The organism is Streptomyces sp. NPDC004065, from assembly GCF_044903565.1.
In the GTDB taxonomy this organism is placed as follows: Bacteria; Actinomycetota; Actinomycetes; order Streptomycetales; family Streptomycetaceae; genus Streptomyces.
Genome location: NZ_JBJDQT010000003.1, coordinates 208444 through 222029 on the forward strand (window position 1 = coordinate 208444; position 13586 = coordinate 222029).

General features: G+C 75.1%; 9 protein-coding genes and 1 riboswitch. Of the genes, 5 read left to right on the forward strand and 4 right to left on the reverse strand.

Annotated elements, in window-relative coordinates; translation table 11 throughout:
• Positions 1–4: 4 nt before the first annotated feature.
• Positions 5–1432, reverse strand: coding sequence for an MFS transporter (locus ACI2LW_RS07180; protein ID WP_404730145.1), 1428 nt, complete (start codon positions 1430–1432; stop codon positions 5–7).
• Positions 1429–3114, reverse strand: coding sequence for an alpha/beta hydrolase (locus ACI2LW_RS07185; RefSeq protein WP_404730146.1), 1686 nt, complete (start codon positions 3112–3114; stop codon positions 1429–1431). Before ACI2LW_RS07185 ends, ACI2LW_RS07180 begins: the two co-directional genes overlap by 4 nt.
• A 404-nt stretch (positions 3115–3518) precedes the next feature.
• On the opposite strand from ACI2LW_RS07185, the gene ACI2LW_RS07190 reads away from it, so the two are divergent.
• Entirely contained in the window at positions 3519–4247 is a 729-nt protein-coding gene (locus ACI2LW_RS07190) for an SDR family oxidoreductase (RefSeq protein WP_404730147.1), read from the forward strand.
• 157 nt (positions 4248–4404) lie between these two features.
• Positions 4405–4980, forward strand: a complete 576-nt coding sequence (locus ACI2LW_RS07195; RefSeq protein WP_404730148.1) for a histidine phosphatase family protein — start codon at positions 4405–4407, stop codon at positions 4978–4980.
• 95 nt (positions 4981–5075) lie between these two features.
• On the opposite strand, the gene ACI2LW_RS07200 is transcribed toward ACI2LW_RS07195, so the two are convergent.
• Entirely contained in the window at positions 5076–5828 is a 753-nt protein-coding gene (locus ACI2LW_RS07200; RefSeq protein ID WP_404730149.1) for a CbtA family protein, read from the reverse strand.
• Positions 5829–5853: 25 nt separating this feature from the next.
• A complete protein-coding gene (locus ACI2LW_RS07205; protein WP_404730150.1) occupies positions 5854–6075 on the reverse strand; it encodes a CbtB-domain containing protein in 222 nt (73 codons plus the stop codon).
• A gap of 35 nt (positions 6076–6110) precedes the next feature.
• Positions 6111–6253, reverse strand: a riboswitch (cobalamin riboswitch).
• Between the two features lie 225 nt (positions 6254–6478).
• Between ACI2LW_RS07205 and ACI2LW_RS07210 the strand changes: the two genes are divergently transcribed.
• From ACI2LW_RS07210 to ACI2LW_RS07220, 3 genes are read left to right on the forward strand one after another with little or no spacing between them, the layout of a single operon-like run.
• The gene (locus ACI2LW_RS07210) at positions 6479–9490 is read left to right on the forward strand and encodes a WD40 repeat domain-containing protein (RefSeq protein ID WP_404730151.1); all 3012 of its coding nucleotides are present in this window, start codon (positions 6479–6481) and stop codon (positions 9488–9490) included.
• Positions 9491–9513: 23 nt separating this feature from the next.
• Positions 9514–10920: a hypothetical protein gene (locus ACI2LW_RS07215; protein WP_404730152.1), complete on the forward strand. Its 1407-nt coding sequence runs from the start codon at positions 9514–9516 to the stop codon at positions 10918–10920.
• Entirely contained in the window at positions 10917–13571 is a 2655-nt protein-coding gene (locus ACI2LW_RS07220) for a hypothetical protein (RefSeq protein WP_404730153.1), read from the forward strand. Before ACI2LW_RS07215 ends, ACI2LW_RS07220 begins: the two co-directional genes overlap by 4 nt.
• The last annotated feature ends 15 nt before the right edge of the window (positions 13572–13586 follow it).

Genomic DNA, 13586 nt, shown 5'->3' on the forward strand with positions numbered 1-13586 from the left:
GGGGTCAGGTCTCCTCCGGGGCCCGGGTGGGTCCCGCTGCCACCGCCGTGCGCGCGGGTCCCGGCGGTACGCACCGCCAGGCGAGGACCGCCGCGGCCAGGTAGGCCGCCGCGCCGACGGCCATGCCGGTGCGCAGCCCGGCGCCGTAGCCGGCGGCCGAGGCGAGAAGACTGCCCCCCAGGGCCACGCCGACGGCGCTGCCGATCTGGCGGGCGGTGTTGAACAGCGCGGAGGCGGCGCCCGCGTGGGCCTGGGGTGCGGCGCCCATGACGGTGGTGGTGGTCCCGGTGAGGGCGAAGGAGGTGCCGAAGCCCGCGGCCATCAGCGGTGCCACCAGCAGCGCGTAGGGCGGATCGGCTCCCGCCAGCGACCAGCCGGCGAGCCCCGCCGCGGCGAGCAGCATCCCGCCGGCGACCAGCGGCCGGTCACCGGTGCGCCGGGCCAGGCGCCCGGACAGCGCGGAGGCGAACATGGTCATCGCCACCGCCGGGAACAGCGCCGCCCCGGCCTCGAGGGCGGTGTAGCCGCGCTGGTGCTGGAAGTACAGGCTGGCGGTGAACACCATGCCGTAGAAGCCGAAGTTGAACAGCAGGCCGATGGCCGTACCGCCGGACAGCGGGCGCGAGCGCAGCAGTCGCGGCGGCAGGACCGGAGACCGCGCCAGCCGCTCGCGCACCGCGAAGGCCGCGGCGGCCACCGCGGCGAGGCCGGTCCCGGCGAGCACGGCGGGATCGGTCCACCCGCGCCGCCCGGCCTCGTTCAGCGCCCCGGTCAGCAGGGCCACGGCCACGACGACCGCGCACTGCGCCGGCCAGTCCAGGGCCCGGGCGGGGTCGCGTGGCGAGGGCGCGACGTGCCGCAGCGTCAGCAGCAGGCACGCCGCGCCGACGGGCAGGTTGACGAGGAACACCCACCGCCAGCCCGCGGCGGAGACCAGCAGGCCGCCCAGCAGCGGACCGGCGGAGGCGGCGGCGCCCGCCATCGACCCCCACAGCCCGAAGGCCCGTGACCGGGCCGCCGGCTCCGGATAGGCCTCCTGGAGCAGGGCCAGCGATCCGGGCACGACGAGGGCCGCGCCGAACCCTTCCACCAGGCGGGCGGCCACCAGGACGGGTACGTCCGGCGCGGCCGCGCACCCGGCCGAGGCCGCCGTGAACACCACCACGCCCCAGCAGAAGACCCGCCGGCTGCCCGAGCGGTCGCCCAGCGCGCCCGCGGTCATCAGGAAGCCGGCGAAGACCAGGGTGTATCCGTCCGTGATCCACTGCATTGCGGTCAGCGAGGCGGACAGGTCGCGGCCCACGACGGGTACGGCCACGTTGATGATGGTCACGTCGAGGATGACCATGAAGTAGCCGACGCACACCGCGAACAGGGGGGCGAGGGACGTCCGCCCGGGCGGCGGAACCGGTTCGGGCGCGGGCCGGGTCACTCCGGGGGCGGCGCGGCGGGCCGGGCCTGGTCCGTGCACACGGTGCCGGGCGCGGGAAGCCGGCCCTGTGCCAGATAGCGGTCCACGGCGTCGTCGACGCAGGCGCTGCCGCGGTGGTAGGCGGTGTGGCCGTCGGCGTCGTAGGTGAGCAGACGGCCGGAGGAGAGCTGGGCGGCGAGCGCCTTGGCCCAGGGGTACGGGGTGGCCGGGTCGCGTGTGGTGCCCAGCACCAGGATGGGGGCGGCGCCCGGGGCGGTGACGCGGCCCGAGGGCTGCACCGGCCGGACCGGCCAGTGGGAGCACTGCATCAGCTGGGTCGCGTAGAACTTGCCGAACTGGGGCGAGGCCCGCAGGAACTGCCCGAGCGCCGCCTGCACCTGGGCGGGGGTGGAGCGCGGTGCCAGGGGTTCGCTCAGGCAGCTGATGGCGAAGAAGGCGTCGCCGGCGTTGCTGGAGGTGTCCGTGGCGGGTGCGAGAAGCTGCTGCAGGGCGGTGGTGTCCCCCTTGAGCGCTCCTTGGAGCGCGGCGCGCAGCAGTTGCCAGTTGGGAGCCTCGAGTCCGGCGACAACCGCGGTGAGCAGGTCGTCGCCGGTGATGGAGATGTCCTTGCCCTGGCGCAGGGGCGTGCTGTCCAGGCGGTCGCGCAGCGCGTCCAGTGCGCGGCCGATCTGCCCGGTCGAGCGGCCCAGCGGGCAGTCGGCGCGGGCGGCGCAGTCGGCGGCGAAGGACTCCCAGGCCACCTGGAAGCCCCGCGCGGTGTCCAGGAAGTCCTGGTAGCCGTCGATCGTCGGGTCGACGGCGCCGTCCAGCACCATCCGGCCCACGCGGGAGGGGAAGAGGCCGGCGTAGGTGGCGCCCAGGTAGGTGCCGTAGGAGAAGCCCACGTAGTGGAGGCGTTCGTCGCCCAGGAGCGCCCTGAGTACGTCCATGTCGCGGGCCGCGTCGAGGGTTCCGACGTGGGGCAGCAGCTTGCCCGCGCGCTGTGCGCACGCGTCGGTGAGCTGCTCGTAGGCCGCGTCGGAGGCGGCGAGCCGGGTCGATTCGGCGGACACGCGGCGTCCGGTTCCCAGGGTCGCCGAGGAGGTGCCGCTCTCGCAGAGCACCGGGGTGCTGTACTGCACGCCGCGCGGGTCGAGGGCGACCAGGTCGTAGGAGGCGCGCACGGACGGCGAGAACACGTCGGCGCCGCCGCCCGTCAGATAGTCGATCGCGGACGCTCCGGGGCCGCCGGGGTTGACCAGCAGCGAGCCGAGTCCGGCGCCGTTGCCGGTGGCCTTCTTCCGGGCGGCCGTCAACTGCAGCTCGCCGGCGCGCGGACGGGCGTAGTCGAGCGGGACGTCCAGGGTGGCGCACTGGTACGACGGGCGGCTGGGACAGGGCTCCCACTGGAGCCGTTGCCGGTAGTACCGCCGCAGCTCCGCGGGTATGCCCGCGTCCGCGGCGCTGTGCGCGGCGGTGCCGTCCGCGCCGGCCGGGCGTGCGGCGGAGGGCGCCGCCGCGGGCGCGGCGGGGTAGAGGGCGGCCGGCAGCAGCGCGCAGCCGGCCAGCACCGACAGGGTTCTGCGCCGCCTGCCCCCGCGGGTGCGGCGGGGACCGGGCGCGGGCTCGGGGCCGGGCGTGGGGTCGGGGCCGGGCGGGGAGCCGGGGCCGGGCGTGGGGTCGGGGTCTTGAACAGCGGTCATCGCCATGCCTTCCTCGTACGGCCGTGACGCCCCGGGCCCTGCCGGGCGGGCCGTCACGGCAGCGCGGGCACGGCCGTCGCCCGGGCGTTCGGCGGGGGCGTCGGGCCGCTCCGCGAACCGCGGGCGGTCCCAGGGGGCCCGGCGGACGGCGGGGCTTCGGCGGGACCGGCACGCGTCCGGACGGATCGGTGCGCGGGGCCGCCGTGCGTGGTGTCGCACCGGCGCGCCCTGTCTCCGTGCTGCGATCAGCCCATCACGGAACGTGCCCGGCGGGTGGTTGAGGTGGGCCGAACGCGTGAATCACGTCCGGCGGGGGCGTCAGGGGCAGGGGCGCTCCCCGCCACCCCGGCCACAGCGCCGCCCATATGCCATATTTCGTACGAGGAGCTGACGAAAGGCGCGTCATGAAGATCGCAGTCATCGGCGGTACCGGGCTGATCGGTTCCCGGGTCGTCGAGAAGCTGAACGCCGCCGGGCACGAGGCGGTACCGCACTCGAAGTCCACCGGAGTCGACATCGTCGGCGGCCGGGGACTGGACGAGGCGCTGGCCGGAGCCGACGTCGTCGTCAATCTGACGAACTCGCCCACCTTCGACGAAGCCTCCCTGGACTTCTTCCGGACCTCGATGGGCAACCTCCTGGCCGCGGCGGGCAAGGCCGGTGCCGGCCACGTCGTCGTGCTGTCCATCGTGGGCGTGGATCAGGTGCCGGAGCTGGTGTACTACCGGGCCAAGACGCTCCAGGAGGAACTGCTCGCGGCGGGGCCGGTCCCCTACTCGATCGTCAGGGCGACGCAGTTCATGGAGTTCATGGAGGACGTCATGGCCTGGACCACCGAGGGCGACACGGTCCGGCTGCCCGCCACGCCGATCCAGCCGATCGCCGCCGACGACGTGGCCGCCGCGGTGGCGGAGGTCGCCGCGGGCTCCCCGCTGAACGGCGTGCGCAACATCGCCGGACCCGAGGTCTTCACCCTGGACGAGCTGGGCAGGATCACCCTGGCCTGCAGGGGCGACAACCGCAGGGTGGTGACCGACCCCACCGCCGGGATCTTCGCCGCCGTGCGGGGCGACGTCCTCACCGACCCCGACGCCCGGACCGCGGCCACCCGTTACACCGACTGGCTCTCCTGACCGGCCTGTTGCCGCGGTCCGTACCATGGCGGCGTGCACCCGCACGACGCCGCCGTGTGCACCCGCGCGACGCCGCCGCCCGCGCCGTGGACGCGGGCCGGGCGGCGCACGGCGTCCGGCCGGCCGTCCGGACGGCGCAACCAGGAGGAGCAGCCGCGTGACCAGCCGAGTGACCCTCATCGCACCGGCGATCACGCCCTCCCTGCGGCGCGGCCGCTTCGACGACGGCGACTCGGTCGAGGACGGCGCGGCGGCACGGGCCCGGTCGGCCGCGCCGTCCCTGCGGGCCGCCGGGCGCGCCGTCGCCTCCCCCAGCGTGCGGTGCCGTGAGACGGCGGTGGCGCTGGGTCTGGACGCCGGGCAGGAGGCGGAGCTGCGCGGCCTGGACGTCGGCCGCTGGCGGGGGCGGACGCTGGAGGAGGTGAGCGCGGCCGAGCCCGAGGCGGTGGCCCGCTGGCTGGGCGACCCGGAGGCCGCGCCGCACGGCGGGGAGTCGGTGCGGGCGCTGTGCGCGCGGGTCGCGCGCTGGCTGGACGGGGCGGGCACGCACAGCGGCGGGACGGTCGCCGTGGTGGAACCGGAGGTGGTGCGGGCGGTGGCGGTGCACGTCCTGGGCGCCCCGCAGGCCGCGTTCTGGCGCGTCGACGTCCCCCCGCTCACGGCGACGGAGGTCACCGGCCGGTCCGGCCGCTGGAACCTGCGGCTCGGCAGGGTCCTCACCGGGGTTTCCTGAGTCGTACCGCCTACCGGGTAGCGGGTACCCGGTACCGGAAAGTGCGCCAGGGCCCTCCGGACGGTTCCGGAGGGCCCTGGCGCGCGCGGGAGTTGTCAGTGCGCCGCGGGCGCGGTGTGCCCGGGCACCGCCGCCGCGGGCCTCGGGTTCAGCAGCCGTTCGGCCAACTCGCCGAAGAGCAGGCCGAAACCGCCCCACAGCACGGCCTGGACGGCCAGTGCGGACAGCCGGAAGCGCCACAGCAGGGTGGCCGGGAAGTCCTTCGGCACCTCGTTGACGGCCGGCAGGAAGGCGTACGCCAGACCGATCGCGAGGGCGAAGGCGGCGACCGCGGCCACGGTGGCGTACCAGGTGCCGAGCGCACCCGCGAGCCGCTTGCCCAGCAGGGTGCAGGCGACCGCCAGCAGCACGCTGAGCAGCATCATCAGGAAGTACAGGCTGGTCCGTTCGCCGATGGTGCCGGGGTCGCCGACGGACGGCGGGTTCGCCGGGTACTTCAGGAAGGGCACCACGTAGACGGCGAGCAGCGCACAGCCGGACAGCAGCAGTGCGGTCGCCCGTGGGCCGAAGCGGCCGACTCTGCCGAGCGCGAAGCAGAAGACGAGCGCGGCGATACCGCCGAACGCGATGCCGTAGACGAGAACGCCCGTGGCGAGTCCGGCGGTTGACTGAAGGGAACGGGAGACGACCTCCGTCTCGTGCTCGTGGGAGTGGGCCTCCTCGAAGCCGATGGCGCGGTCGACGCTCGGCTCTCCGAGGAAGTAGGCGGCGATCAGGGCGAGCACGCCGGCGGCGAGGCCGGCGAGCATGCCCCGCACGAGCAGGTTTCTGACCAGTGCGGAATTCATGGGCGTACGGCGTCCGTCCCTGGCGTCAGTGGCAGGGGAAGCCGAGCAGATGGCGGGCGTCGTGCACCCACTCGTGGACGTCCGTGCCGTTGAACACGGAGGTGGCGCCCTGCTCGGCGCCGACGAAGTACAGCAGGACGAGCATGAGGACGCCGAAGAAGACCGCCCACGGGGCGATCGCCTTCAGCGGCAGCTTGGCGGGAACGACGGGGTTGGTGGCTGTCGGCTGAGCGACGGTCTGCGCCATGGCAGGACCTCCTCTGGGAATTCGCGTCCCATCTCGGTGGTGCAGGAGACGACGGCTCCGGGTCTGACTCACGAACTCGCCCCGAGGGGCCCTCGCTTACAGTGGCGCGACCGTGCCGGATTCCCACCGGCTTCCGTTCCGCCGTCGTCGATATCGCACCGACCGTACCGCGTGGCGGATGCCGGGCCAAGACCGCCCCGGCCGACGTGATCTTTTTCTCGCACCGGCGCGCGGCGGCCCGGGGGCACTCCGGGGATGGCCGGCCCGCGTCGGTGTCAACCCCGGCCGGTGCGGCTCCGGTTCGGGTGTGGTCGAGGCGCTTTCCCGTCACATCCGCCGGTGACCTCCGCTAGCTTCGGGGGTGGGCCGTCACAGGTGCCGGTTCGACTGGGGGGAAGCACATATGACGACGCTCGCGGGTGGCCTGCCGGTGCCGTGGCGGGAGGGGGCCGCCGACATCGACGTGGGCGCCCTGCTGCGCTTACTGGACGCCCGGCCGGAAGCCGCCGGCCGGGCGGGGGATCTCGCGGTCGCCCTGCGGCACGCCTCGGCCCGGGTCAGGGGGTTCGTCCCGGCCGGACCCAACGCCGCGCCGCTCGCGGTCCGGCACGCGCAGGCGGTTGTCGAGGCGGCGGTCGAGTGGCGGATGCCGGAGGTCGAACGCTGGGCGGTGGCCTGGCTCAGGGCGTCGCGGCGCCCGTATCTGCGGCTGCGCTGGTCGTCCCGCTCACGCGACGGCAGGGCCCGGCTGGACGGGCGGGCCACCGGTGAGGTCCGGACCATGGCGGGGTTCGGCACGGGCGTCTGCCTGGGCACCGAGGCCGGCGTCGTCGAGACGTGGACGCCGGACGGCGGCTCGACGCCGATCGGCAGCGTGCGCGAGGCGGTGTGGGCCGTGGCGGCGCACCGGCGGTGGCTGTTCGCGACGGGCGCGCACGCCCATTCCTGGGGCCGTGACCCGGCCGGTGGCTCGCCCTGGCCCGAGCCCTCTCACACGGCGGGCGTGAGCTGCGCGGCCATCGGCCCGGACGGGCTCGTGGTCTGTGGTGACGAGCGGGGTGTCGTGCGCTGCTGCGCCCCCGGCGGCCGGTGGACCGAGCTGCCGGTGCGCCAGTCGTCCAAGGTGCTCGCGGTCGCCGTGGACAGCGGGCGCGTCAGCGCCGTGTGGCGCGACGGCGCGGTGGCCGTGATGACGCGGCACGGTGACACCTGGCAGCGGCACACGCACGGCGACCTGGGCGGCCCGGTCGGCTGCGCCGCCTGGTCCGCCGACGGCCGGCTCGCCTTCGTACCGGCCGGGACCGCGGCCGTCCGGATCAGGGAGGGCGACGAGATCCGCACGGCCTGGTCCCACCACGGTGTGCGCGCCGTCGCCTGGTCGTCGGCGGGCCGGCTGGCGACGGCCGGCGCGGATCACCATGTCCGTGTCGCGTCACCGCTGCCGGGCGCGGACCCCGACGAGCTGGGCGTCGGCGGCCGCGTCACCGCGATGGCGTTCGCGGGCGACCGTTTCCTCGTCACCGCCCACGGTCGTGACCTGGTGCAATGGGACCTGCACCGGTCGGGCAGCGACGACCCCACCTTCGAGGCCGACGACGAGATCACGGCGGTCGGCCTGGCACCGGACGACCGCGCGTCGTCGGCCGCCGGCTCCCGGGTGGGGCTGCTGTGGCAGTACGACGGCCACGGCGTCCCGTCCCCGGGCAGCCCCGCCCGGGTGAGGGGGACGGTGCACCAACTGGTCGCGCACCGCGGGGGATGGCTGGTCGCCTGTCACAGCGGCGCCTACTGGTGGCGGCCTCCCGCCGCCCCGCGCCGGCTGTCCAACAGGATGTGCCTGGCCGTGGCGGCGACGAGCGGAACGGCGGTGTTCGGCTGTGGCACCTCACTGGTCCGCCGGAGCCTGCGCGCCGACGGCCGGGACCTGCCCGGCGGCGGCCGGGCCGTCCTGCGGGAATTCGCCGAGCCCGTCCTCGACCTGGCGGTCGCCGCCGACGGCTGTCTCGCGGCGCGGGACCGCGGTGGCACCGTGGTGGTGTGGGGACCCGACGGCACACCGCGGGAACGGGACCGTACGAGTGACCGGCTGCTGGCCTGCCTCCCGGGAGAACGGCTTCTCACGCTGGCCGCCGCGGACGGCGTCGTCTCCCTGGTGTCGCCCCGCGGCAGCCGTGCGTACGCCCGGCTGCCTCCCGGGGCCGCGTCGGTCGCCGCGACGGACGACGGCGCGCTGGTGGCGGCCTTCCCCGACGCGGGGCTGACGGTCGTGGACCGGTCCGGCGCCGCGGGAGCGGGCGGTCCCGTGGTGGTGAGCAAGGTTCCCGGCCAGTTCTCCGCGGTCGCGGTCCGCGGGCGGCGGATCGTGGCCGCCGGGCGCGGACGGGTGGCCGGCTACGACCGCGAGGACCCCGGGAGCGGCCGGGGACCGTCCTGGACCGTGCCCCTGCGCGTCGTCGCCGAGGGCGGCGACTGCCGCGTCCGGCTCCCCGACGGCGCCGGGCCCGTCCTTCCCGCCGCCGGGCTCGCCCGGTTCCGGGACCAGGCCGCCGGCGACAGTGTGCGGGCGCTGTCGGACGCGGTTCACCTCGGCGCCCGGCTGGGGGACCGGCTGTGGGCGGCGGGACTCGACCGGGAGATCGACAGGGCGCGCGGCGACCGCCCCGATGGGCGCGTCAGGCTCGACTGGCTGATCGAGGAGGGCCCCTTCGTCGACCTCCCCTGGGAACTGCTCCATCCCGCGCTGCAACCGTTGCCGTGGTTCGCCGAACCCCCGGTCACCATGGTCCGCGTGGTGCGGCCGGACGGCGAACCGGCCGCCCCCGACGGCTCCGGAGAGCGCGGGGGCCGTCCCCGCCTGCTGGTGGTCAGGACGGACGATCCGGTCCTCGCCGGCGTGGACGCCGCCTACGACATGATGCGCCGGCGCACCCGCCGTACCGACGTCCGGCTGGTCAGCGGCATGCCGGAGATCGTACGGACGACGGATCACCTGGACCGCGCGCTGCGGGCCGCCGACATCGTCCACCTCTGGGCGCACTCGGGACCCGACGGTGTGGAACTCCCCGCGCGGGCCGGCCCGGTGCCGGTCGAGGACATGGCGCGCCGCATCGCCGCCACCGGCGCACGCCTGGTCGTCCTGGTCGGCTGCAGCTCGGCCGCGCTGGGCAGGGAGACCGTGCGCCGCGGCGTGGCGGCCGTGGTGGGCATGCGGGTGGCGGTGTACAGCCATACCGTGCAACCACTCGTGGAGGAGCTGACGGCACGAGCCCTGACCGGAACCCCCGTGGACCTGGCCTTCGCCGAGGCCCTGCGCCACTACGTGCTCACCGGTCAGCCCGGCGCTCCGGCGGTACCGCTGCTGCATCTGGCCGCCGGTTCCGACGGCCGCCTCTTTCCCGCACCGGACCACACCTGATCTCGTCGTGACTGGAGGTGGCCATGCCGGACCGGCTGGTCTTCCACGAATCCTTCGACTCGACCCGCGCCACGTCGGCCGACCCCGACGACCACCCCAACCTCGCCCAGGCACAGGCGGAGGCCGTGGTGAGCCTGCTGCTGGGCCGGTCGCTGTCCGTCAACCACACCTACGCCTTCGACTCGCGGGGGATGCACGACCTGGCCGAAGTCGTCCTGGACACCTGGCAGCAGGCGGTGCGCACCGCCCCGGCCACGAGCCGGGCGGAGCTGAACCGGGCGCGTCCCTTCGTCCTGCACCGCTTCCGCCGGCCCACCTTCTTCGCGGCCTGCGCCGACCAGTTGCGCCGTTCCGACCGGTCCGGAGCGGACTTCTTCCAGCTCTCCGCATGGCAGCGGATCGACGGACTGCCCGCGGTCCGGCACGCGCTGGCGGACGCGCTGGAGCAGGAGGACGGCGGCGGCGCCGCCCGGGTCCTGCCCGCGGAGATCCGCGAGGACGACCAGCTGAGCCGGCGGCTCGACCTGCTGCGCAGGCTGAACTCCTACTTCTCCCGGCACGACCGCAGCCGGGAGGCCGCCGTGCCGGGCATCCCGCTGTCCGAGTACGTGACCCGGCTCATCGGCCTCCCGGAGAGCGGACTGGTGGAGCTGGCCGCCGAGTACGGCTGCCCGGAGCCGGACGCGCGAGGGGTGCGGGCGGCGGTGGCCGCCAGAGCGGCGGCCACCGAGGCCGGCCCGGGCGCGGTGAACCGCGGCTGGGCGCACCACGTCGGGGATCCTGCCGGGCCGGAGCCGCTGCTCGCCGACCAGCTCAGAGAACTGGTGGACACGCTGTACAACGCCGTGCTGGCGGAGTCGGCCTGCGCGCGGTTCGACTACATGTCCTCGGTGCCGCGTGTGGACGGACGTGACGAGCTGAAGTACGTCAACGCGCTGGCCATGGCCGTCATCCAGGACACCCGCCGGGCGAAGCTCGGTGACCGGACGGGGGAAGCGGACGCGGACGTCCGCTCTCCCCGGATGGCCGGCATGTTCGCCGCCGCCGAGACGGTGCCCGGGCTGTCGGTCGCTCCGCTGCGCAAGGTGTTCGAGGCCTATTGGGCGCTGCTGGCCGACGACGAACTGCGTCCCGCGTGGCAGGACTCCTGCGCGTATCTCGACCGTCTGCTGAGCCTGCGCCGCCCGGTCGACGAGGAGTTGCGGCACGCGTGGGAGTCCCATCTGGCCCAGCTGCGGGCGGGGCTGCCCCATGTGGTGGCCGTGGAGCGCGGCCGGCTGGCGGTCCCCGTGCCGTCGGGCGAACTGGGCTGTGTGCAGACCGTCCAGATGGGCCGGCCGGCGGAGGAGGAGCTGGACCAGTCCTTCGCGGCGGGCGAGTACCTCGACGACCTGGCGCACGCCCTGCACGCCCGGAGGCGGGACGGATGAGCAACGAGCTGGAGCGGCTGCTCGGAGCCGTCGGGACGGAACCGCCGGAACCCTCCCTGCTCGGCTGGCTGGCGGCCCACTGCTCCCCCTCCGAGCTGCCGCGCGTCGCCGAACTCGCCGCGGTGGCGGGCCGTATGAGGCCGCACACGGGCTGGCCGGTCATCGGCGACGCGGTACGGCAGCAGGTCGCCTCCCGCCGGGACGGGGTGCCCTTCCTCGCGCCCGACGCGCCGCCGCCCGCCTCGCTGGACGAGGGCCTCGCCCGGCTCGCGCTGCCCCGCGGCACGCCTCTGTACGAACTGACCGACCAGGAGGTCGTCTACCTGCTGCCCTTTCTGCCCGGCTCCGTGCGGCGGGACCTGGGTCCGCGGGTGGTGACAGCGGTGGAGGCGGCCGCGCGGGCGGAGGCCGGCTGGTACGCGACGGCACTCGCGGCCAGGGCGGCGCCCTGCCTCGACGACGCGAGCCGGGCGGGCGTCTCCTCGGTCGCGGACCGGCTCGGCCCGCGCTGGGGCCGCCGTCTCGCCGAACTGGCCAGGCGACGGGCACCCTGGCCGTCGGCGGCGGCCGAGCTGGACGCGTCCCATGCGAGCCTCCCGGACGCCGACCACGTCGCGGCCCGACTCGGCCGGGACGTGGTCCGGTCGGCGTGCCGGCAGGCCGTCTCGCGTCTCGAGGAGAGACTTGGGACCGCGGGACCGGTCCCGCCGGTGCGGGGGGCGCCGTGGGTCGTCGAGGAGGAGGACCTGGACACCGGGGAGGCCCCGTCCCCGTGGATGGCCGACGAGGACTCGTCCTTCCGGGCGGCCGACGACGACGCCGGTGCCCTCGGCCGGCCGGGCCCGTTCGACGACCCCGGACGGCCGGGCCCGCTCGGTGCCCCCGGACGGCTGTCCCGGCACATCAGCACGGGAGTCGCGACGACCGCGGCACCGGAGCTCCCCCTGCCCGCCGGGCGATGTCTCGAACCGGCGGCGGACTACCTGTTCTGGTTCGAGATCGGCGCCCGCCCGGCGGCCGGGAGCATCGAGCAGAACCCCGATCCGGTGGAACTGCCCGCCGGAGAGCTGACCGTGATGCTCTTCCCGTTCCAGGGGCACATCGAGATCCAGGCCGGACGGGACATCGGCCGCCTCCTGCTGCGGCAGGACGGGGCGGCCGTGGTGCGCAGCCGCCCGGCCGGCACCCCGGCCGCCGGATCCCGCCTGTTCTTCCCCATCCGCACACCGGACGAGCCCGGCCGATACCGCATGCGCTGCCACCTGTACCACGACCGTACGCTGCTGCAGTCCCGGCTGGTCGAGATGGAGGTCGCGGACGGCGCCCGCGTCCGGACGCACGCGCTGACGACAAGGGTGGACTACACCTCGGGCACTGCTCTCGACCTGCACGCGCTGGCGGACCTGCGGCCGCTGACCCTGTCCGTCTTCGTCAACGACAACGGTGACGGCACCCACGCCTTCCGCTTCTGGGGCGACGGCGACGTCAAGGGGCAGGCCGTCCTGGGCGAGGGCGCCCTGCAGAGCCACATCGACCACGCGCGGGGCGCACTGCGCAGAGTCTCCTGGGGCGACAGCGGGGCGGACACCTGCGGGCCGCCGTTCCGGTACGACGCCGGCCCTCCGCACGACTGGACGGAGGACCTGATCGACCTGGCATGCAGCGGCTACCGCCTGTGGGTGTCCATCGGCGGGGAGTTCGCCGAGTCGTCCCTGCCGCCGGCCCGCACGGCGCCCGTCCGGCAGCTGGCGGACCGGCTGCGCGCACCCGGTGTGATCGAGATCGCCAACAAGGTCGGCGCCAGGATGGTCGTCCCGGCGGCGCTCTTCTACGATCAGCCCCTGGACAGCGGACTGGACCTGTCCTTCTGCCCGGACGCGCTCGCCGCCCTGCGCGACGGCGCCGATCCGCTGAGCACCCCGTGCTTCCAGGGCGGCTGCCCCTGGTACGACGACAGGGCCGTGGTGTGTCCCAGCGGATTCTGGGGCTACCGGCACGAGATCGGTCTGCCCCAGTCGATCGCCCCCGTCCTCGACGACGCGTCGCTCGTTCCGTCCCACGGCGCGCCCTGCATCCCCTGCGCCGACCGGCCGTCCTGCGTGATCGGAATCGCCGAGGAGTTCGCCGGCGGGCACACCGCGACGATGCGGGAGCGGTATCTGGGCAGGATCTACACCGACCGCGAGGAACTCCTGGCGGAGCTGCGCGGCAGCACGGCGTCCCAGCTCGTCTACTTCTACTGCCACGGAGACCTGGACAGAGGCATGCCGGTGCTGCTGATCGGCGATGCGGCGACGCCCGCCATCTCCTACGAGCAGATCGCCGACGACATGTACTGGCCGGACAGCCGGCCCCTGGTCTTCCTCAACGGTTGCCGCACCGCCGCCGTCGAACCCCGGCACGCCCTGACCTTCGTCGACGCCTTCGTCCGGCGCGCCCGCGCCTCGGGCCTGATCGGGACCGAGATCATCACCTATGAGTCGCTCGCGGCCGAGTTCGCGGAGGCGGTGCTCGCCCACTTCATCGAGGGGCGGACGTCGATCGCGTACGCCATGCGGGCCGCCCGGCTCGCGCTCCTCGCCCAGGGCAACCCGCTCGGGCTGATCTACGTCGCCTACGCACCACCGCATCTTCGGTTGCGGAAGGTGTGACCCGGCACGGCGGCG

Excerpts from the sequence above, each read along its gene's own strand:
- ACI2LW_RS07185 (WP_404730146.1), bottom strand. The coding sequence starts at position 3,114 with ATGACCGCTGTTCAAGACCCCGACCCCACGCCCGGCCCCGGCTCCCCG.
- ACI2LW_RS07190 (WP_404730147.1), top strand. The coding sequence starts at position 3,519 with ATGAAGATCGCAGTCATCGGCGGTACCGGGCTGATCGGTTCCCGGGTC.
- ACI2LW_RS07200 (WP_404730149.1), bottom strand. The coding sequence starts at position 5,828 with ATGAATTCCGCACTGGTCAGAAACCTGCTCGTGCGGGGCATGCTCGCC.
- ACI2LW_RS07205 (WP_404730150.1), bottom strand. The coding sequence starts at position 6,075 with ATGGCGCAGACCGTCGCTCAGCCGACAGCCACCAACCCCGTCGTTCCC.
- ACI2LW_RS07210 (WP_404730151.1), top strand. The coding sequence starts at position 6,479 with ATGACGACGCTCGCGGGTGGCCTGCCGGTGCCGTGGCGGGAGGGGGCC.
- ACI2LW_RS07215 (WP_404730152.1), top strand. The coding sequence starts at position 9,514 with ATGCCGGACCGGCTGGTCTTCCACGAATCCTTCGACTCGACCCGCGCC.
- ACI2LW_RS07220 (WP_404730153.1), top strand. The coding sequence starts at position 10,917 with ATGAGCAACGAGCTGGAGCGGCTGCTCGGAGCCGTCGGGACGGAACCG.